General features: G+C 67.2%; 19 protein-coding genes. 14 read left to right on the top strand and 5 right to left on the bottom strand.

Going from position 1 to position 18109, the window contains the following annotated elements; all coding sequences use genetic code 11:
* Nucleotides 1-126: 126 nt before the first annotated feature.
* The 3 genes from BM198_RS05530 to BM198_RS05520 all read left to right on the top strand — a co-directional run bounded on the left by BM198_RS05530 (nucleotide 127) and on the right by BM198_RS05520 (nucleotide 4279).
* Entirely contained in the window at nucleotides 127-660 is a 534-nt protein-coding gene (locus BM198_RS05530; RefSeq protein ID WP_074968420.1) for a sigma-70 family RNA polymerase sigma factor, read from the top strand.
* Entirely contained in the window at nucleotides 657-1616 is a 960-nt protein-coding gene (locus tag BM198_RS05525) for a FecR family protein (protein ID WP_074968418.1), read from the top strand. Before BM198_RS05530 ends, BM198_RS05525 begins: the two co-directional genes overlap by 4 nt.
* 128 nt (nucleotides 1617-1744) lie before the next feature.
* Nucleotides 1745-4279 (top strand): TonB-dependent receptor, encoded by a 2535-nt coding sequence (locus BM198_RS05520; protein ID WP_074968416.1) that lies wholly within the window; start codon nucleotides 1745-1747, stop codon nucleotides 4277-4279.
* Between the two features lie 399 nt (nucleotides 4280-4678).
* Here the strand turns inward: BM198_RS05520 and BM198_RS05515 are convergent, their stop codons facing one another.
* Together BM198_RS05515 and BM198_RS05510 are read right to left on the bottom strand one after the other, a co-directional pair.
* Nucleotides 4679-5359: a type 1 glutamine amidotransferase domain-containing protein gene (locus BM198_RS05515; RefSeq protein ID WP_074968414.1), complete on the bottom strand. Its 681-nt coding sequence runs from the start codon at nucleotides 5357-5359 to the stop codon at nucleotides 4679-4681.
* 97 nt (nucleotides 5360-5456) lie between these two features.
* Nucleotides 5457-5927 (bottom strand): YehS family protein, encoded by a 471-nt coding sequence (locus BM198_RS05510; protein ID WP_074968412.1) that lies wholly within the window; start codon nucleotides 5925-5927, stop codon nucleotides 5457-5459.
* A gap of 82 nt (nucleotides 5928-6009) precedes the next feature.
* Here BM198_RS05510 and BM198_RS05505 point away from each other — a divergent pair, with 82 nt between their 5' ends.
* Nucleotides 6010-6327 carry a hypothetical protein gene (locus tag BM198_RS05505; RefSeq protein ID WP_044408541.1) on the top strand — a complete coding sequence of 106 codons (318 nt, stop codon included), beginning with the start codon at nucleotides 6010-6012 and terminating at the stop codon, nucleotides 6325-6327.
* Here BM198_RS05505 and BM198_RS05500 read toward each other — a convergent pair.
* The gene (locus BM198_RS05500; RefSeq protein ID WP_074968410.1) at nucleotides 6324-6653 is read right to left on the bottom strand and encodes a low molecular weight protein tyrosine phosphatase family protein; all 330 of its coding nucleotides are present in this window, start codon (nucleotides 6651-6653) and stop codon (nucleotides 6324-6326) included. The two genes, BM198_RS05505 and BM198_RS05500, sit on opposite strands and share 4 nt — an antisense overlap.
* On the bottom strand, nucleotides 6650-8686 hold the full coding sequence (locus tag BM198_RS05495; protein ID WP_074968408.1) for a S9 family peptidase: 2037 nt from the start codon (nucleotides 8684-8686) through the stop codon (nucleotides 6650-6652). The genes BM198_RS05500 and BM198_RS05495 overlap by 4 nt, the downstream gene beginning before the upstream one ends.
* Nucleotides 8687-8785: 99 nt before the next feature.
* Here BM198_RS05495 and BM198_RS05490 point away from each other — a divergent pair, with 99 nt between their 5' ends.
* From BM198_RS05490 to BM198_RS05475, 4 genes are read left to right on the top strand one after another with little or no spacing between them, the layout of a single operon-like run.
* On the top strand, nucleotides 8786-9277 hold the full coding sequence (locus BM198_RS05490) for a hypothetical protein (RefSeq protein ID WP_044408532.1): 492 nt from the start codon (nucleotides 8786-8788) through the stop codon (nucleotides 9275-9277).
* Nucleotides 9278-9316: 39 nt separating this feature from the next.
* On the top strand, nucleotides 9317-9763 hold the full coding sequence (locus BM198_RS05485; RefSeq protein ID WP_069561767.1) for an HIT family protein: 447 nt from the start codon (nucleotides 9317-9319) through the stop codon (nucleotides 9761-9763).
* Between the two features lie 3 nt (nucleotides 9764-9766).
* Entirely contained in the window at nucleotides 9767-10540 is a 774-nt protein-coding gene (locus BM198_RS05480; protein ID WP_074968406.1) for a class II glutamine amidotransferase, read from the top strand.
* A 13-nt stretch (nucleotides 10541-10553) separates the two neighbouring features.
* Nucleotides 10554-11078, top strand: coding sequence for a DUF2937 family protein (locus tag BM198_RS05475; protein WP_074968404.1), 525 nt, complete (start codon nucleotides 10554-10556; stop codon nucleotides 11076-11078).
* Here the strand turns inward: BM198_RS05475 and BM198_RS05470 are convergent, their stop codons facing one another.
* Nucleotides 11079-12503: an aminotransferase-like domain-containing protein gene (locus tag BM198_RS05470; RefSeq protein WP_044408520.1), complete on the bottom strand. Its 1425-nt coding sequence runs from the start codon at nucleotides 12501-12503 to the stop codon at nucleotides 11079-11081. It lies immediately after the preceding gene.
* A gap of 98 nt (nucleotides 12504-12601) precedes the next feature.
* On the opposite strand from BM198_RS05470, the gene BM198_RS05465 reads away from it, so the two are divergent.
* From BM198_RS05465 to BM198_RS05445, 6 genes are read left to right on the top strand one after another with little or no spacing between them, the layout of a single operon-like run.
* Nucleotides 12602-13540, top strand: coding sequence for a DMT family transporter (locus BM198_RS05465; protein WP_044408517.1), 939 nt, complete (start codon nucleotides 12602-12604; stop codon nucleotides 13538-13540).
* Between the two features lie 3 nt (nucleotides 13541-13543).
* On the top strand, nucleotides 13544-13996 hold the full coding sequence (locus tag BM198_RS30750; RefSeq protein WP_044408514.1) for a M67 family metallopeptidase: 453 nt from the start codon (nucleotides 13544-13546) through the stop codon (nucleotides 13994-13996).
* Nucleotides 13997-14022: 26 nt separating this feature from the next.
* Nucleotides 14023-15438: a molybdopterin-synthase adenylyltransferase MoeB gene (moeB, locus tag BM198_RS05460; RefSeq protein ID WP_373323461.1), complete on the top strand. Its 1416-nt coding sequence runs from the start codon at nucleotides 14023-14025 to the stop codon at nucleotides 15436-15438.
* 9 nt (nucleotides 15439-15447) lie between these two features.
* Nucleotides 15448-16362, top strand: a complete 915-nt coding sequence (locus tag BM198_RS05455; protein ID WP_074968399.1) for a PLP-dependent cysteine synthase family protein — start codon at nucleotides 15448-15450, stop codon at nucleotides 16360-16362.
* Between the two features lie 23 nt (nucleotides 16363-16385).
* A complete protein-coding gene (locus BM198_RS05450) occupies nucleotides 16386-17372 on the top strand; it encodes a serine O-acetyltransferase (RefSeq protein WP_074968397.1) in 987 nt (328 codons plus the stop codon).
* Nucleotides 17373-17376: 4 nt separating this feature from the next.
* On the top strand, nucleotides 17377-18105 hold the full coding sequence (locus BM198_RS05445; RefSeq protein WP_044408503.1) for an alanyl-tRNA editing protein: 729 nt from the start codon (nucleotides 17377-17379) through the stop codon (nucleotides 18103-18105).
* Nucleotides 18106-18109: the final 4 nt, after the last annotated feature.

Below are 18109 nucleotides of genomic sequence, written 5' to 3'. Positions count from 1 at the left end.
AGTCTGACATCTAATGATATGCATTCTCATTTGTTGCTTTCCGTTATCTGTCAGCCTTGAGCAGGCGGGAAGCACCTGCAGTCGGGGGTGTCGTGAAGTCAGGTCTGGCCGGTGGGAAAGCCCGCCATGGATGAGCAGTTCCGTGGCACCGTCTCGGGCGCCTACCGGGCCTTCCATGCCGAACTGCTGAAGTTCCTCGGCAAGCGCCTGGGCAGCCAGGCCGATGCGGCCGATCTCGCCCAGGACGCCTTCGCCCAGTGGCTGGGCTCCCGCGATCGCGCCCGTGTGGCGCAGCCCCGCGCCTTCCTGTTCCAGATCGCTCGCAACCTCCTGCGCGACCACTGGCGACGCCAGCAGGTGAGGGGAGGGACGGAGCCGGCCCCGGTCGGGCACGATGAGGCGCTGTTCGAGCATGCCGCCCCAGGCCCCCAGGACAAGGCCGAGCAACACCAGCGCTTGCATCACCTGGCCCGGGCGCTGGATGATCTGCCGCCGCGCCGGCGGGAGGCCTTCGTCCTGCACAAGTTCGACGGGCTTTCCCAGGCCGAAGTCGCCGAGCGCATGGGGATTTCCCTCAGCATGGTGGAGAAGCACGTCGCCTGTGCCCTCCTGCATTGCAGGCAGCGCCTGCTCGATGCGGGACAGGAGGACGTGCCATGAATGAGAACACGTGGATGGAAGCACGCCCCTCGATCGACGAGCAGGCCGCGACCTGGCAGGCGCGGCGCTCCGGTAGCCAGTTCAGCACGCAGGACGAAGCCGAGTTGCAGGCCTGGCTGGCCGCCAGCCCTGCGCATGCCCGCGCCTTTTCCGAGATGCAGCAGATCTGGGCAGAACTCGATCGCGTACCGCGTCCGAGTCTGTCAGCACCGTTGGTGCCCCTGCGCCCACGGCGCTGGCGCCTGCCCCTGGCTGCCGCTGCGTCCTTGCTGGTGGCCTGCGCCCTGGTGTTGGTTTCCCGGGGTGGGCCCGAGGTCGACGAGACCTTCGCCAGCCCCCTTAGCGCCACGCAGCAGGTGACCCTGGCCGACGGCACCCGCATCGACCTCAACCGTGCCACGCGCCTGCGCGTTCGCCTGTATGACGACCACCGGGAGGTGGACCTGCTGGAAGGCGAAGCCTTCTTCGCCGTTGCCCGTGATGAGTCCCGTCCCTTCGATGTCACCGCCGGAGACGGACGGGTGCGGGTACTGGGCACCCGCTTTAGCGTGAGACGCGGCGAGCAGCGGCTCGATGTGGCAGTGGAGAGTGGTCACGTGGCCGTCGAGCCGCATTCAGGAACGGCGCAGCCGCTGGAACTGCTGACAGGGGACAGCCTCGACTACGACTACCGCACCGCCACCCTCGAACAAGGCCACCGCCGGCCCGAGGAGATCGCCAGCTGGCGTCGAGGGCAACTGGTCTTCCGGGACCGCCCCCTGGCGCAGCTGCTCGACGAAGTGTCGCGCTATCGCCCGGCCCCGGTGGACCTGGCGGACCCGAGACTGGCCCAGCGGCGTGTCTCCGGCAGCCTCAACCTCGCCAACCCGGATGCCTTCCTCGCTGCCTTGCCGCAGCTGCTGCCGGTCCAGGTCGAGCACCTGGCGGATGGGCGGGCGTTGATCCATCCGCGCTAAAGGCCTGGCTGATTCGCTACAAATAAAAATATTTTTCATTCGCATATGTGGGTTTTTCTCGTCTGTGCGTCTTCCTCCCGGTAACCGCCAGCTGCCGTGGCGGTCCTGCAGCACAAGGGGAGACCTGCATGAACACCCGTACCACCCGCTTCGTCCTGCGCCGGCTCGTTGCCGGTAGCGCCCTGGCGACCTGGCTGGCCAGCGCCTCGGCACTGGCCCAGGACCACGACTTCGACCTGCCGGCCCAACCCATGGCTAGCGCCCTGACCAGCCTTGCCCAGCAGGGGCAACTGCAGGTGCTGTTCGATGAAGCCCAGCTGCGCGATGTACGTGCGCCGGCGTTGAAGGGGCGCTACAGCCCGCGTCTGGCCCTGGAGCGGTTGCTCTCGGGGACGGGGCTGGAGCTGGTGGAAGCGGGGGATGGGTTCGTGGTGCGGCGTCGTGTGCAGCAGGCGAGTGCCGACAACGCCCTCCAACTGGATGCTCAGACCGTGGTGGGTAACGGCACCAGCGTCGACTCCAGCAGCGTCGGGCGCTCCACCCTGACCCGCAAGGAGATCGAGCGGCAGCAGGCGGACAACGTGCCGAGCCTGCTGCAGACCCTGCCCGGGGTGACCATGGGCGGATCGGCCAAGCCCGGCGGCCAGACCGTGAACATCTGGGGCCTGGGCGATGCCGAGGACGTGCCCTTCACCCTCGACGGGGCCTCCAAGAGCGGCTTCGAGCGCTACCAGCAGGGCACCGTGTTCATCGAGCCGGAGCTGATCAAGCGCATCGAGGTGGAGAAGGGACCTTATTCGGTCTTCACCGGCAACGGCGGTTTCGGCGGCACCGTCCACATGGAGACCAAGGACGCCCCCGACCTGCTGGAGGATGGCCGTGACGTCGGCGCCATGCTCAAGTACGGCTACCACAGCAACGACCAGCAGAAGATCTACAGCGGCGCGGTCTACGGCCGCACCGAGGACGGTCGTGCAGACGGCCTGGCCTACCTCACCACCCGCGACGGCCGCGACATGAAACTGGCCGACCACATCCAGATCGAACCGGGCTACGAGTACCCGGAGCGCTACCCGCACACCGACCAGAAGCTGGACGGCGTGCTGCTCAAGGGCAACTTCCGGCCCAACGAGGAGCACGGCTTCGGCCTGACCTACATGCGCTCGGTCACCGAGCAGTTCGGCCCCTTCAGCGCCGCGAGCTTCTACCTGCCCAGCAAGTACAGCGTCGACCTCTACGGCGGCCTGGAGAACGCCATGCGCCGCAATCTCGCCGATCGCGAGGTGGTGGATACCACCTGGGCCGGCAAGTACACCTACCAGCCGCTGGACAACCCCTGGATCGACCTGGAGCTGAAGGCCTCCTACTCGGAAACCGAACAGACCGATGAACGCCGTGCTGGCGCGAACTACTCCCTGACCTCGGGTGGCAAGTGGATCCGCACCGACTACCAGGACAAGGTGGTGGAGCTGCGCAACATCAGCCGATTCTCCACGGCGGCCCTCGAGCACGAGCTCACCACCGGTCTCGCCTGGCACCACCACAACCGCGACGTGCTGATGTACCTGCCGGGCAGTACCTACAACGTCGCGCGCTACAACTACGGTTGGTTCCAGCCGTACTTCATGCCCCGTGGCGAGCAGACCACCCGCAGCGCCTACGTGCAGGACGCCATCACCCTCGGCGACGTGACCATCACCCCCTCCATGCGCTTCGATGCCGTGCGCAACCAGGGCAAGGAGAACCTCGCGTCGGTCTACAACAACGCCGCCCTCGGGCATGACTACAGCGCCCAGGAGTATTCCGGCTGGTCGCCTCGCCTGTCCGTGTTCTGGCGGGTGAACGACAACGTCGGGTTGTTCGCCGACTACGCCAAGACCTGGCGTGCCCCGGTGATCGACGAGCAGTACGAGCTGCAGAACAGCACCACCATCGGTGGCACCAGCCGTGGCCTGGACCCCGAGCGCATCCGTGGCGTGCGGGTCGGCAGCGTCCTCAGCTTCGGTGACCTGATCGCCGCCAATGACGCTCTGCAGGTCCGTACGACGCTGTTCCACCACAAGATCGAGGACGAGATCTTCAAGCTGCGCAGCATCGCCTGCGAGCGCCAGGCCATCGAAGGCGGGAGCATCTCCGCGAAATGCGCGGCGCTACTGCCCTTGCCCAACTACCGCAACCTGGACGGCGTGACCCTCAAGGGCGCGGAGTTCGAGGCCTACTACGACAGCTCGCGGATGTTCGGCAGCCTGTCCTACTCCTGGGTCAGCGGTAAGCACCAAGGGGCCTACAGCAATCCCTGGGGGCCTGATGTCTGGGCCCGTGATGTACCAGCCCCCAAATGGGTGGCCATGGTCGGAGTGAAGATTCCCGAGATCGCCACCCAGGTCGGCTGGCAGGGCGAGTTCGTGCGCAAGACCGACCGTGTGCCCGGCGACCTCTACAACGTCTCCGGCGAAACCGTCTGGGACAACTTTGAAAACGACAGCTACGACGTCCATCGGCTGTTCGCCGAATGGGCACCCCAGAGTGGCGACCTGAAGGGCACCAAGGTGAATTTCACCGTGGACAACGTCTTCAACCGCTTCTACCGCGCCAACCTCAGCGGCGATGCTGCCTATAGCCAGGGGCGCAACGCCAAGATCAGCATCACCCGGTTCTTCTGACCCCTACAGCTCGCCCCTTCGCGCACTCCGTGGGAGCGAGCTCTGCTCGCGAAGCGCCTGGGATCCGCCTGGATGTGGTGGGCTGAAGCCCACCCTACGGCCTGTCCCTTCGTGCATTCCGCAGGAGATCCCATGTCAATTTTCTGTGGCGACGCGAGGTCAGATAGGGCTTCTGATTTCTCATGACGGCAAAGGTGATCCTTGCCAGGACGTAGGGTGGAGTGCGCTTCATCGGTCCACCATGTGGGTTCTCGGCGAACGTCATTGGTGGATGGAAAAAGCGCCATCCACCCGACGCCCCGACCGAAGACACGCTGGTCTGTGGGAGCGAACTCTGCTCGCGAGGTGTTTGAGATCCGCCCGGACGAGGTGGCTGAAGCCAGCTCACCGGGCGTGACTTCACTCCCCGAGCAGCTGCAACAACGCAGCGGCGGTGGGCTCCGAGGAGGCTGGGTTCTGCCCGGTGATCAGGTGGCCGTCGGCGACCACATGGGGTTGCCAGTCGGCCACCTTGGAGTAGTAGGCGCCGAGGTCGCGGAGCATGTCCTCCACCAGGAAGGGCACCACCTCGGTGAGGCCCACCGCCGCTTCTTCGGAGTTGGAGAAGCCAGTCACCGCGCAGCCCTGCACCAGCGGGTTGCCATCGGCGGCGCGGGCATTCTTCAGTACGGCAGGGGCGTGGCACACCGCCGCCACCGGCTTGCCGGCGCTGTGCAGGTCTTCGATCAGGCGGATGGAGAAGGGATCGTCCACCAGGTCCCAAAGCGGGCCATGGCCGCCGGGGTAGAAGAGGGCGTCGTAGTCGGCCGAGACCAGTCCCGCCAGCGGCAGGGTGTTGGCCAGCGCCTGCTGGGCCTGCGGGTCGCTGCGGAAGCGGTGGGTGGCTTCGGTCTGCGCGGCCGGGTCGTCGCTCTTCGGATCCAGCGGCGGTTGGCCGCCCCGGGGAGAGGCCAGCACCACCTCGGCCCCGGCATCACGGAAGGCGAAATAGGGCGCGGCGAACTCTTCCAGCCAGAAGCCGGTTGGCTGGCCGGTATCGCCCAGGCGGTCATGCGAGGTCAGCACCATGAGGATTTTCATCGGCTACTCCTTGAGGTCATCGAGGGGTGTGACTGGCGCCGTTACGGCAAGGTTCCGGTGGCCGGCCGATGAATTCTAGACGCGCCGATGAAGGTTCTCAGCCCTGTGTAGGCCGCTGTCGGGCGGTGAGGCCGCGGAGGAAGTTGCGCAGCACCTGGTCGCCGCAGGGGCGGTAGTTCTTGTGGTCCTTCTTGCGGAACAGCGCCCCCACCTCGGCACGGGTCATGGGCAGGTCGGCTTCGCGGAGGATGTCGAGGATGTCGTCCTCGCGCAGCTCCAGGGCCACGCGCAGCTTCTTCAGCACCTGGTTGTTGCTCATCGGCAGTTCGAGGGGGAAGGGCGGGCGGCTCTCGTCCTTGCCGCGCATGGCGTAGACCAGCCCGTCGAGAAAGCCGGCCAGGCGCCGGTCGCTGCAGGCGTGGTAGCCCTCCTCATCTTCGCGGGCCAGCCAGGCCGCCACTTCCTGCAGGCTCACTTCCTGGTCGGCCAGGCCGATGATCTCCATCACCCGGGCGTCGCTGATGTCCAGCAGGTAGCGCAGGCTGCGCAGTATGTCGTTGTTGGTCATGGGGCATTCCGTCGGAGTGGTCGGGCAGCCGTGAGCTGGCCGTTAGACTGGGGGCGTCGATGCCGAAAGGCAGGAGGTCCAGATGAAGCGCGCCATTGTGCTCGCATTTTCCGCGCTGGTCGCGATCAGTTGCGCCGCCCAGGCCCAGCAGCCGCCCTTGTTGCGCTCGCCCGGCACGCCGGCACCCGGTTCGCCCGGTACCGCCACGCCGCAGCCCTATTCCCAGCCCAGTCCGCCGAGCTTTCCGTCTGCCGCCCCGCCGGGCAGTCCGCCGTTGCTGGTGAACCCGCCGACCACGCGCCAGGCAGACCCGCGTGACGAACGCATTCCGCTGCTGCAGGAACAGCTCGACCGCAACAGCAAGGGGCTGGGCAACGGCGAGAAGAAGCCGGCGCCCTAGCGCAGCAGCGGCGGTACCCGGGCCTGGAGCAGCGCCACCAGGGCCGGGTCCATGTAGTCGTACTCGTCGGGGATATCCAGGCTGACCACGCGCTTGCCCTTGAGCGCGGCGGGGAAGCGTGCGGCCAGCTTGCGCCGATGGCTGCTCTCCATCACCAGGATCAGGTCCGCCCAGGCCAGGGCCTCGGGCGTTACCGGAGTCTCCGCTTCGGCCTTCAGGCCGGCCGAGTCGGTTTCCACGCCGGGCCAGCTGGCGAACAGCTGCTCGGCGGTGGGGCTGCGCAGCCGATTCTGGCCGCAGATGAACAGCAGGCGCTGGACCTTCACGCAGCAGCCAGCCCCAGCACCTTGAACAGGAAGGCGTATTCCAGGGCGACGTCGCGCAGCGCCTGGTAGCGCCCGCTCATACCGCCGTGACCCGCACCGAGATCGGTCTTGAGCAGCAGCAGGTGGTCGTCGGTGCGGGTCGCCCGCAGCTTCGCCACCCATTTGGCGGCTTCCCAGTACTGCACCCGCGAGTCGTTGTAGCCGGCCACCACCAGCAGCGCCGGGTAGGCCTGGGGCTTCACGTTCTCGTAGGGGGCATAGCTGCGGATGCGCTCGAACACCTCGGGATGGTTCGGGTCGCCCCACTCGTCGTACTCGGTGACGGTGAGCGGCAGGTCGGGGTTCTGCATGGTGTTGAGCACGTCGACGAAGGGCACTTCGGCGATGGCCGCTGCGAACAGCTCCGGACGTTGGTTGAGCACGGCGCCGATCAGCAGTCCGCCGGCGCTGCCACCGCTGATGACCAGCTGTTCGCGGGTTGTCAGGCCCTCCGCCAGCAGGTGCTCGGCGCAGGCGATGAAGTCGCCGAAGGTGTTGGCCTTGTGCTCCAGCTTGCCGGCGCGGTACCAGGCTTCGCCCAGCTCACCGCCGCCGCGTACGTGGGCGATGGCGAAGACGAAGCCACGGTCCAGCAAACTCAGACGGGCATGGGAGAACCAGGGGTCGAGGCTCGCACCGTAGGCGCCGTAGCCATAGAGGTAGAGCGGCGCCGGGCGGCCCAGGGTTTCGCGGCGGGCGACCAGGCTGATGGGGATGCGCGTGCCATCCGCTGCCGTGGCCCAGAGGCGCTGGCTGACGTAGGCATCGGCGTCGAACGGACCTTCCACCGGCGTCTGCTTGAGCACCCGCTGCTCGCCGTCGGCCAGGCGCAGTTCGCGGACCTGGGCGGGGCGGTTGAGGGCTTCGTAGCGCAGGCGGATCACCGGGCTGTCGAACTCCAGGCTGTCCTGCACGTAGAGGCTGTAGGCCGCATCCGGCAGTTGCACGCGGTAGGCGGTGCCGCCGGCAGGGTGCACTTCGATCACCGGCAGGCCGCCTTCGCGCAGGCTGAGGGTGAGGGCACTGCTGTTGAGGCTGAGGTCCTCCAGCATGCGCTCCGGGGCGTGAGGGATACGCTCCTGCCAGTGCTCGCGGCTCGGGTCCGCCTCCTCCGCCAGGTAGAGGGCGAAGTTGATGCCGGCCTGGTTGCTGCGGATCAGCCAGCACCAGCGTCCGTCGACCTGGCCGTGGTCGACGTAGTACTCGTGACCTTCCTCGCGGGGGGCAATGCAGCGGAAGTCGGCATCGGGCGTCCCGGCGTCCAGCACCCAGGTTTCGCTGGTGGTCTTGCTGGACAGGTCCAGCAGCAACTGACGCTCGGAGCTGGCGCGGTGGCAGCCGAGGAAAAAGCGCCCGTCCGGTTCCTCGAAGACCTGTTCAGCATGGGCCTCGCCCAGGCGGTAACGGTGCAGGCGGAAGGGGCGGTGGGTCTCGTCCAGCTCGCCGAAGAACAGCGTGCGGCTGTCGTTGGCCCAGGTCATGCTGCCGTCGCAGTCCTCGAAGGGGAGGGCATGCAGGGTGCCGTCCACGAGGTCGCAGACGAACAGCTGATAGACCTCGTCGCCGCTGGTGTCGAGGCTGTAGGCCAGCAGGCGGTGGTCGGGGCTGACGCTGAAGGCGCCGACCGAGAGGAAGCCGCCGTCCGCCAGCGCGTTCGGGTCCAGTAGTAACTGCTCGGTGGCCGGGTCGATGTCCAGCGAGCCGTCCTGTGGGCGCGCGCAGCGGTAGTGGCGCGGGTATTCATCGCCGGCAGTGGTGCGCTGGTAATAAAGGTAGGGACCCCAGGGCGTGGCGAGGGACAGGTCGGTCTCGCGGATGCGGCCGCGGATTTCCTGGAACAGGCGCTCGCGCAGGTCGGCCTGGTCGGCCAGTTGCTCGTCCAGCCAGGCGTTCTCGGCCTTCAGGTAATCCAGCACCTCGGGGGCGTCGCGTTCTTCCAGCCAGCGGTAGGGATCGGCGCCATCCTGGGCTCGGGCGATGGGGGCGTGTGACATGAGGTCCTCTCGGGTGCGGCGGGCGACGGCGGGGGGACGCCGGAGCGGGGAAAAGTCGCTATCATAAGCGCCCCTTTGCCCGCCATGCCACGGAAGCCAATGAACGAACACGACTACCTACTTGCCTGGGGTGCCTACGCCGTGGCGGCCCTTGGCTGCCTGCTGGTGTGCTTCCGTGCGACTGGCTGGATGTGGCGCTGGCTGCGTGAGCCGGTGCGCCTGGTGGTGGCGGTGCTGCTGCTGACCCCGACGCCGGTGGACCCGGGTCGCGACCTGTACGCCCCCGCCGTGGCGGTGACGGCGCTGGACATGGTGTTCAAGGTGGGCAACAACGCCTGGAAGGCGGTTTCCGACCTGGCCATGTACGGCATGATCGGCTTCGTGCTGTACCTGGTCTTCGTGGCCATCCGCTGGCCCATCGAGCGGGCGATCAAGGCTCGCCGTGCGGCCCGCGAGCGGCCGGCCGAGGAGCCCGTGGACGACGAGGAGCCCACCCTGCGCCAGTTGATGGAGCGCGAGGGGGATGCCCGCTTCGACACCCGCACCGATGCCCGTGGCGACCGCCGCCTGCGGATCGAACCGCGCCTCTAGCCACGCAGCAGGACCCTTTCATTCGCCAGGGAGTGCCCGATGGATTGCGTGTTCTGCGCCATCGCCGGTGGCCATGCGCCGGCTCATGTGCTGCACGAGGAAGCGGATTTCCTGGTGCTGCTGGATATCTTCCCCCTGCGCCCGGCCCACGTCTTGGTGGTCGCCCGGCAGCATGCGCCGTATCTCCATGACCTGCCCGAGAGCGCCCGCGCGCGCCTGCTGCCCCTGGCCGATGAGCTGATGGCGGCGATGCGCCGGGCTGGCCTTGGCGAACAGGGCATCAACATGCTGGTGAACGACGGGCCGGATGCGAACCAGCACGTGCCCCACCTGCACCTCCACCTGATTCCAAGACGCCGGGGTGACCTGGCGGGCCTGTTGTGGCGAGCGCTGACCCGTTTCCTGCCCCTGGGGCGCACTGCGCTCCAGGCGCGCCTGGAACGGGAAGCCGATCTGTTGCGGCGGGCCATGAAACGAGAGCCTTGATCCATGTGCGAACTGCTCGGCATGAGTGCCAACGTCCCCACCGACATCGTATTCAGCTTCACCGGCCTGATGCAGCGTGGCGGCGGCACGGGGCCCCACCGTGACGGTTGGGGCATCGGCTTCTACGAGGGGCGGGGGCTGCGCCTGTTCCAGGACCCGTCGGCCAGCGTCGATTCCGAGGTGGCGCGCCTGGTGCAGCGCTACCCGATCAAGAGCGAGACCGTCATCGGCCATATCCGCCAGGCCAACGTCGGCAAGGTCTGCCTGGCCAACACCCACCCCTTCGTGCGGGAGCTCTGGGGGCGTAACTGGTGCTTCGCCCACAACGGCCAACTGGCCGACTTCCAGCCCGTTCCCAGCTTCTACCGCCCAGTGGGCGATACCGACAGCGAGGCGGCCTTCTGCGACCTGCTCAACCGGGTGCGCCAGGGCTTCCCGGAGCCGGTGCCGGTGGAGGTGTTGCTGCCGGTGCTGGTGCAGGCCTGTTCCGAGTACCGCACCCGGGGTGTGTTCAATGCCCTGGTCAGCGACGGTGACTGGCTGTTCTGCTTCTGCTCCACCAAGCTGGCCCACATCACCCGCCGTGCGCCCTTCGGCCCGGCGCGGTTGAAGGACGCCGACCTGACGGTGGACTTCCAGGCCGAGACCACCCCGGACGACGTGGTGACGGTGATCGCCACCGAGCCGCTCACCGACAACGAAACCTGGACGCGCTACCAGCCGGGGGCCTGGGCCCTGTGGCGACGCGGCGAATGCCTGGCCTCGGGCCAGACCTGAGAGGAGAGGGGCGATGCTGAGGAGCTACCTGAGGCTGGTGCTGTTCACCCTGGGGCTGCTGGTCGGCGTGCAGATTCCCGGATTCGTCGATGACTACGCCAAGCGCGTGGAGGCCCACCGACTGGAAGCCGAGCGTGCCCTGGCCGGGTTCCGTGAGACGGCCAAGCGCTTCTTCGACGGCAACCTGGACGCCCTGGTGGCGCATTACCGCCAGAGCGACGACCCGGTGATGCGCAGCGACGCCGACAGCGTCGCCACCCTGGTCAACCGCGATGCCTTGCTGCAGCGGGAATGGCAGGCCATGCAGGGGGCCTGGTACGCACGCACCTGGCACGTGCTGAGCGGGGCCGACCGCGAGCTGTTGCTGGAGACCGCCAATGCCTACAGCTACCAGGTGCTGCTGGTGCCCGAGGCCATCGGCTGGGGCCTGGCCTGCGCCTTCCTCCTGGCCTGGCTGCTGGAGAGCCTGGCGCTGGGCCTGGGGCGCCTGGCCGGTGTCGGCCGCGCCCGCAAGGTTCAGCAGCGCCACTGGCGCTGATCAGGCTTCGAAACGTTCCGCCCCGTGGCGCAGGGTGCTGGCGAGGGCGAGGAAACCGTCGTACAGCAACTGGTCGCTGGTGGAGGCATTGCTGACGCTGGCCCGTACGTACTGGGGCACTGCCGCCCGGCCGACGGCGAAGGTCTCGGCGGCGGTGATCAGGTAGTTGCGCAGCTTCAGGTCGGCCTCCACGTCGGAGGCGCGCCAGGCCTCCGGCACCTCGATCCAGAAGTGCGGACTCTGCGGGTGGGTGCGGTACTGCAGCCCGTCCAGCAAGCCTTCCACGAGCGCCTTGCGCCGGCCGATCTCGGCGATCTGCTGGTGCAGCAACTTGCTCGCCGTACCGTTTTCGATCCATTGGGTGGACAGCTCCAGCGCCAGGGGCGTGGCCATCCAGCAGGTGGCGCGCAACGCGGCGGCGATGCGGCTGACCAGCGTGGTCGGTGCATGCAGGTAGCCCACCCGCAGCCCGGCCGCCACCGCCTTGCTCAGGCTGCTGATGAGTATGCAGCGCTCCGGCGCGTAGTGGGTCATCGGCGGCGGGCGGTCCTCCACCAGCACGGCGTGGGCCTCGTCCTCGATGATCAGCAGGTTGTGCTCGCGGCACAGCCGCGCGATGGTCTCCCGCCGCTGCGGTGAGAGCACCGCCGTGGTGGGGTTCTGGATGGTCGGCGTGCAGTACAGCGCCGACACCCGGTTGCTGCGGCACAGCTCGTCGAGGGATTCCGGGACCAGCCCTTCCTCGTCCATGTCCACGCCCAGCAGCTTGATGCCGAGCATGCGCGCCACGGTGATCAGTCCGGGGTAGGTGAGCTGCTCGGTGACGATGGTGTCCCCGGCCCGCACCAGTGCCATCAGGGTGCAGAGCAGCCCGTGCTGGCCACCGTTCACGCACAGCACCTGGTCCGCCTGGGGCTGGAAGTCGCCGTGGCCGAGCCAGTGCGCGCCCGCCTGGCGGTAGCGCGGCAAGCCGGCGTCCGGCGTATAGAGCGCCAGTTCCCGCAGGGTCTGCGGGTCCCGCGCCAGGTCCATCAGGCTCTGGGCGAGGAAGGCGGTTTCAGGGCCGGGGATGTGCATGTTCCGGCTCATGTCGTACAGCTCCGGCGCCTCCTCGATGAAGTTGCGGAAGCCCTCGTCGCGCTTGCGCTCCAGGCCGCGACGCCGCACGAAGGTGCCGTCGCCGACCCGCGCCACCACCAGCCCCATTCGCTCCAGCTCGGCATAGGCGCGGCTCACCGTGCCGATGGTGACCCCCAGCCGGTCCGCCAGGTTGCGGTGGGGCGGCAGCTTGGAGCCGCCTTCGATCGTCCCTTCCAGGATCCTGATCTCCATCGCTCCGGCGAGGCGCTTGTACTTGGCGCCCTGCCCGGAATTCAGTGCGTCTTTCAGGATTGACACCGTGTCAATAATTGGTTTGACAGCCATTTTTCGTCCTAATAGCCTGATTGAGCCGTGTCAATCAGTGATTGATACCTGGATTTTAGGGGTCAATTTAGCAGCTACGAAGGATTGTCATCATGCCAATGTCCGCGGTAATTGAAAACACCAGCAAATCCAGGAAGCAATGGCTGGGGGCATTGGTCACCAGCCTGCTGTTCCTGACCGTGTGCCTCAGCTGGGGCACCACCTGGCTGGGCATCAAGATCGCCGTGGAAACCGTGCCACCGCTCACCGCTTCCGGCCTGCGCTTCCTCATCGCCTTCCCGCTGTTCCTCTGCTTCGCCCTGATCCGTGGCGACTCGATCTTTTTCCCCCGGGGCAGCTTCGGCTTCTTCGTGTTCGTCACCCTGTGCTATTTCAGCGTGCCGTACTACCTGCTCAACTACGGGGAGACCCACGTCTCCTCCGGGCTCACCGCGCTGCTGTTCAGCTGCATGCCGGTGTTCATCCTGATCTTCTCCTCGCTGTTCCTGCAGGAGCGCATCTACCTCTCCCAGGTGGTGGGCATCGCCATCGGTTTCGGCAGCCTGTTCATGATCCTGCGCGGGCAGGGGCTGAGTCTGGAACACTCCGAGGCCGTCGGCGTACTGGCCATCCTCGCGGCGGCCGTGATGCATGCGCTGTGCTACGTGGTGACCAAGAAGAAAGGCGCGGAGATCAGCGTCATCACCTACAACACCCTGCCCATCGGCCTGGCCGGCCTGATGCTGTTCCTCGTGGGGCTGGGCGTGGAGCAGCCGGATTTCGGCGCCATCAGCGGTCGTTCCTGGGGGGCGCTGGCCTACCTGGGGCTGTGCGCGTCGGTGGGGGGCTTCATCGTGTACTTCTTCCTGCTCAAGCGCCTCAACCCGGTAATCCTGTCCTTCGTCTTCATCATCTTCCCGGTGTTCGCGGTGATCATCGGGGCCTGGTACGAAGGCCACACCATCTCCCGTGACCTGGCGTTCTATTCCTCGCTGCTGTTGATCGGCTTCGCCATCACCAAGGTGCCCATGGAAAAGTTCCTGGCGAAGAAGGACTGACCCATGGCTGACCAGGACGTCTTCAGCGCCGAGGTCCTCGGCGCCATCTACCGCCATGCCGCCGAGACCTACCCCGAAGAGTGCTGTGGCTTCGTGTTCGCCGATGCCCGGGTGCACCGTGGCGAGAACATCCAGAACCAGCTCAACGAGCGCAGCCCCGAGGTGTACCGGCGCAGTGCCGCCAACGGCTACACCTTCGCCGTCGCTGACACGCTGCTGCTCAACCGCAGCCTGCGCGGGGACAACCCGGTGCGCGTCATCTACCACTCCCACCCGGACGTCGGGGCCTATTTCAGCCGTGAGGACGAGGACAAGGCGCTGTTCATGGGACAGCCCATCCACCCCGTGACCTACCTCGTGGTGGACGTCCGCGCCGGCGAGGCGATGGGCGCCAAGCTATTCGAATGGAACGGCGAAGGATTCGTCTGCAGCCGGGAATTCCCCGGCAACCCATAACGACCTGCAAGAAAAGGAGTTTGGCTATGAATGTGGTGATCTTCCCCGACGTACTGGCGCGGGTCGCCAAGTTGCCCGCCGCGCGGGTGGAAGGCGAAGGCCGGACGGTGCGCGAACTGGTGGAGGGCATCTGCGAGCAGCATGCCGCCCTGCGCGAGCACCTGTTCTACGGCAACGCCCAGATCAAGGAGCACTTCCTGCTCACCGCCAACGGCGAACTGGTGGACGTGGACAGCGAACTGGCCCCGGGCGTCGAGCTGGACATCATGCTCGCCACCTCCGGCGGGCTGGATGTCGACGAGCTGAGCAACGACGAAGTGCGGCGCTACGTGCGCCACATCACCCTGCCGGACGTCGGGCGCCAGGGCCAGCTGCGACTGAAGAAGTCCCGCGTGCTGGTAGTCGGCACTGGTGGCCTGGGCTCCCCGGTGAGCCTCTACCTCGCGGCAGCCGGCGTCGGCACCCTGGGGCTGGTGGATTTCGACCGGGTGGAAAGCAGCAACCTGCAGCGCCAGGTGGTGCATGGCACTTCCACCCTCGGCTTGCCGAAGGTGGAGTCCGCCCGGCGCCGCCTGGAGGACCTCAACCCCGGCATCCAGATCCACGCCCACGACTGCGCCATCACCCCCGACAACGCCATGCGCCTCGTTGGGGACTACGACCTGGTGGTGGATGGCACCGACAACTTCGGCACCCGCTATCTGCTCAACGATGCCTGCGTGCTGCTGCGCCGGCCGCTGGTGTACGGCGCCCTGCATCGCTTCGACGGGCAGATGAGCGTGTTCAACCACCAGGACGGCCCCTGCTACCGCTGCCTGTTTCCCAAGAGCCCACCTGCCGAACTCGCGCCCAACTGCAATGCCGGCGGCGTCATCGGCGTACTGCCGGGCGTGGTCGGGCTGATCCAGGCCACCGAGGCCATCAAGCTCATCCTCGGCATCGGCGAACCCCTGGTGGGCCGCCTGATGCGCTTCGACGCGCTGTCGATGAAGTTCTCCGAAATCCGCTTCAAGCGCCGTGCGGACTGCCCCACCTGCTCGCCAAGTCGTACCGACCGCGAGCTGCAGGTGGAGGAGCCGGTGGTCTGTGCCTCCAGCCAGATGAGCGAGTCGACCCTGCCCGCCGACTTCTTCGTCAGCCCGCGCGAACTGCAGCTGAGCCTGGCCCGGGGCGAGAAGCTGCAACTGCTCGATGTGCGCGAGCCGAACGAGCTGGAGGTGTGCCGCCTGCCCGGCAGCCTCAACCTGCCCCTGGGCGAGCTGGAGGCTCGCCTCGCTGAGCTCGATCGCGAACGCCCGCTGTGCATCGTCTGCTACGGCGGCACGCGTGCCGAGCGCGCCGCCCAGCTGCTGCTCAGTGCCGGCTTCACCGGCTTGCGGGTGCTGCAAGGCGGCATCAAGGCCTGGGCCCGGGATGTCGACCACGACATGCCGCTGTACTGAGGGACCGAGATGATCCACGAATCGCTGCTTCAGGCTATCGGCGAGACACCCATCGTCCGCCTCGCTGCCTTCAGTGCCGAAACCGGTCTGGAGGTCTACGCCAAGCTGGAGTCCCTCAACCCGGGTGGCAGCCACAAGGCCCGCATCGCCCTGGCCATGGTCCGTGACGCCGAGGCGCGCGGCATCCTGGTGCCCGGCAGCGGGCAGACCATCATCGAACCCAGCGGCGGCAACACCGGCATCGGCCTGGCCATGGCCGGCAACCTGCTCGGCTACCGCGTGGTGCTGGTCATCCCCGACAACTACAGCCCCGAGAAGCAGAAGCTGCTGCGGTTGTACGGCGCCGAGGTGGTGCTCTCCGACAGTCGCCGTGGCAACAACTCCCACGGCGAGAAGGCCATGGAGCTGCAGCTGGAGAACCCCGGCTACGTGATGCTCAACCAGCAGCGCAACCCGGCCAACCCGGAGATCCACCGGCGCACCACTGCGCAGGAAATCCTCCGGGACTTCGACGACCGGCCGCTGGATTGCCTGGTGGCCGGCATCGGCACTGGTGGGCACATCACCGGCCTGGGGGAGACCCTCAAGGCACGCTGGCCACACCTGCGGGTATTCGGCGTCGAACCGGAGCAGTGCGACCTGCTCAACGACCGTCACGCCCCGCATGAGATCCAGGGCCTGTCCATCGGGTTGGTGCCGCGCATCCTCAACCTCGGCGTGCTGGACGGCATGCTCAAGGTCTCCAAGGCCGCCTGCCTGGAGCGGGTGCGCCACACCATGCGCACCGACGCCATCAGCCTGGGGTTGTCCTCGGCGGCCAACCTCGTGGCCATCGCCGAGCTGGCCCACGAGCTGCCCACCGGCACCCGGGTCCTGACCCTGGTGTACGACGGTGTCGACAGCTACCTGCCACATTTCGAATGACCAGCCAGGGGAGGGCTAACAGCATGTGGGGATATCTCGATCGGTTGAAACTCTATGACGGCTTGCTGGACCACCTGGTCCGCATCCTGTCTTCCGATGAGCTGGGTGTGCTCATGCCGCACCTCGACGGCATCATGGAAGTGGCCGTGCAGCAGGTGGCCGAGGACCTCCAGGCCTATGCCGCGCGCGATCCCGCGTCCTGCGGGCGCACCGGGCTGATCCTCGAGACCTATGCGTCGTTCAAGGCCATCCTCTTCCATCGCCTGGCCCACCAGGTGTGGCTGCATGGCGGGCTGGCCGAGCGCGAGATCATCGCCCACAAGCTCGCCAGCGTCGGCAAGCTGCAATCCGGCGCGGAGATCCATCCGGCTGCGCGCATCGGGCGGCGCTTCGTGCTGGATCATGGTTTCGGCACCGTCATCGGCGAAACCTGCGAGATCGGCGACGACTGCTACCTGCTGGCGGGCGTCACCCTCGGCGCCAGCGGCATCGCCGACAACCCCGGCGGCAAGCGCCACCCTCGGCTCGGCAATGGGGTAGAAGTCGGCGCCGGCGCGCGCATCCTCGGCGCGGTGAGCATCGGCGACAACGTGTTCATCAGCCCCGCCTGCGTCATCACCCGGGACGTGCCCGCCAACACCCGGGTGAGCATCGTCAACCAGTTGCAGATGCAGCGGGCCAGCATGTCGTCCAGCTGCGGCTTCCTCGGTGCGTTCGTCCTCGGCGAGCGCCTGCACCTGGTGGGCGAGCTGCCCGAGTCGGGCGAGGTGATGGTGCTGGACGCCGACCACCGCCGCCTCGGCTGCCTGTCTCTGGAATGCACCCTCAGCGAGCAACACCACCGCCAGTACCGCCTGCGCAACCTCGGCGCCGTGGTGCCGGCCCCGCGTTACCCCCTGAACCTGCGCATCGTCGGGCCGGTCCAGGACATCACCCTGCTGGACCCGCCGGGCCTCTGTGCCCTGGTCAGGTCCGTGCTGCAACCCCACCTCATCAGCATAGGAGGCTGACCTCATGTCGGTATTCACCCTGCATACCCATGCCCTGTTCGACGAGGCGCCTTACCAGCGCACCTTCACCGCCCGCGTCCTCGCCGTCAGCGAGCAGGGCGTGGCCCTCGACCAGACCCTGTTCTATCCCACCGGCGGCGGCCAGCCGGGTGACCAGGGGCACTTCCTGCTGCCCGATGGCTCGGTGGCGACGGTGATCGGCACCCAGCGCGACCCGCTGCTCAAGTCGATCATCTGGCACCAGCTGGAGGAGGGCGCACCGGTGGTCACCACCGGCATGGAGTTGCAGGGCTGCCTCGACTGGGAGCGTCGCTACCAGCACATGCGCATGCACACCTGCCTGCACCTGCTCTGCTCAATCATCGATGCACCGGTCACCGGCTGCAGCATCGGTGCGGAGAAGGGCCGCCTGGACTTCGACCTGCCCGAGTCGACCCTCGACAAGGAGGTGATCACCCAGAGCCTCAACGAGCTGGTCAATGGCGCCCTGGACGTGCGCGTCCACATGCTGCCGTCCAGCGACTACCAGACCGTGCTGGAGATGACCCGCACCCAGGCCGTGGCGCCGCCGGTCATGCAGGGCATGGTGCGGGTGGTGGACATTCCCGGTGTCGACATCCAGCCCTGCGGCGGTACCCATGTGAAGAACACCGCCGAGGTCGGCCAGGTGGTCTGCGACAAGATCGAGAAGAAGAGCCGGCACAACCGGCGCGTCACCCTGCGCTTCGCGTGAAGCG

It is taken from the genome of Metapseudomonas otitidis (assembly GCF_900111835.1).
Taxonomy (GTDB): Bacteria; Pseudomonadota; Gammaproteobacteria; order Pseudomonadales; family Pseudomonadaceae; genus Metapseudomonas; species Metapseudomonas otitidis.
The sequence above is the reverse complement of the archived record's forward strand: the minus strand, read 5'-3'. Positions and strand labels throughout refer to the sequence as shown.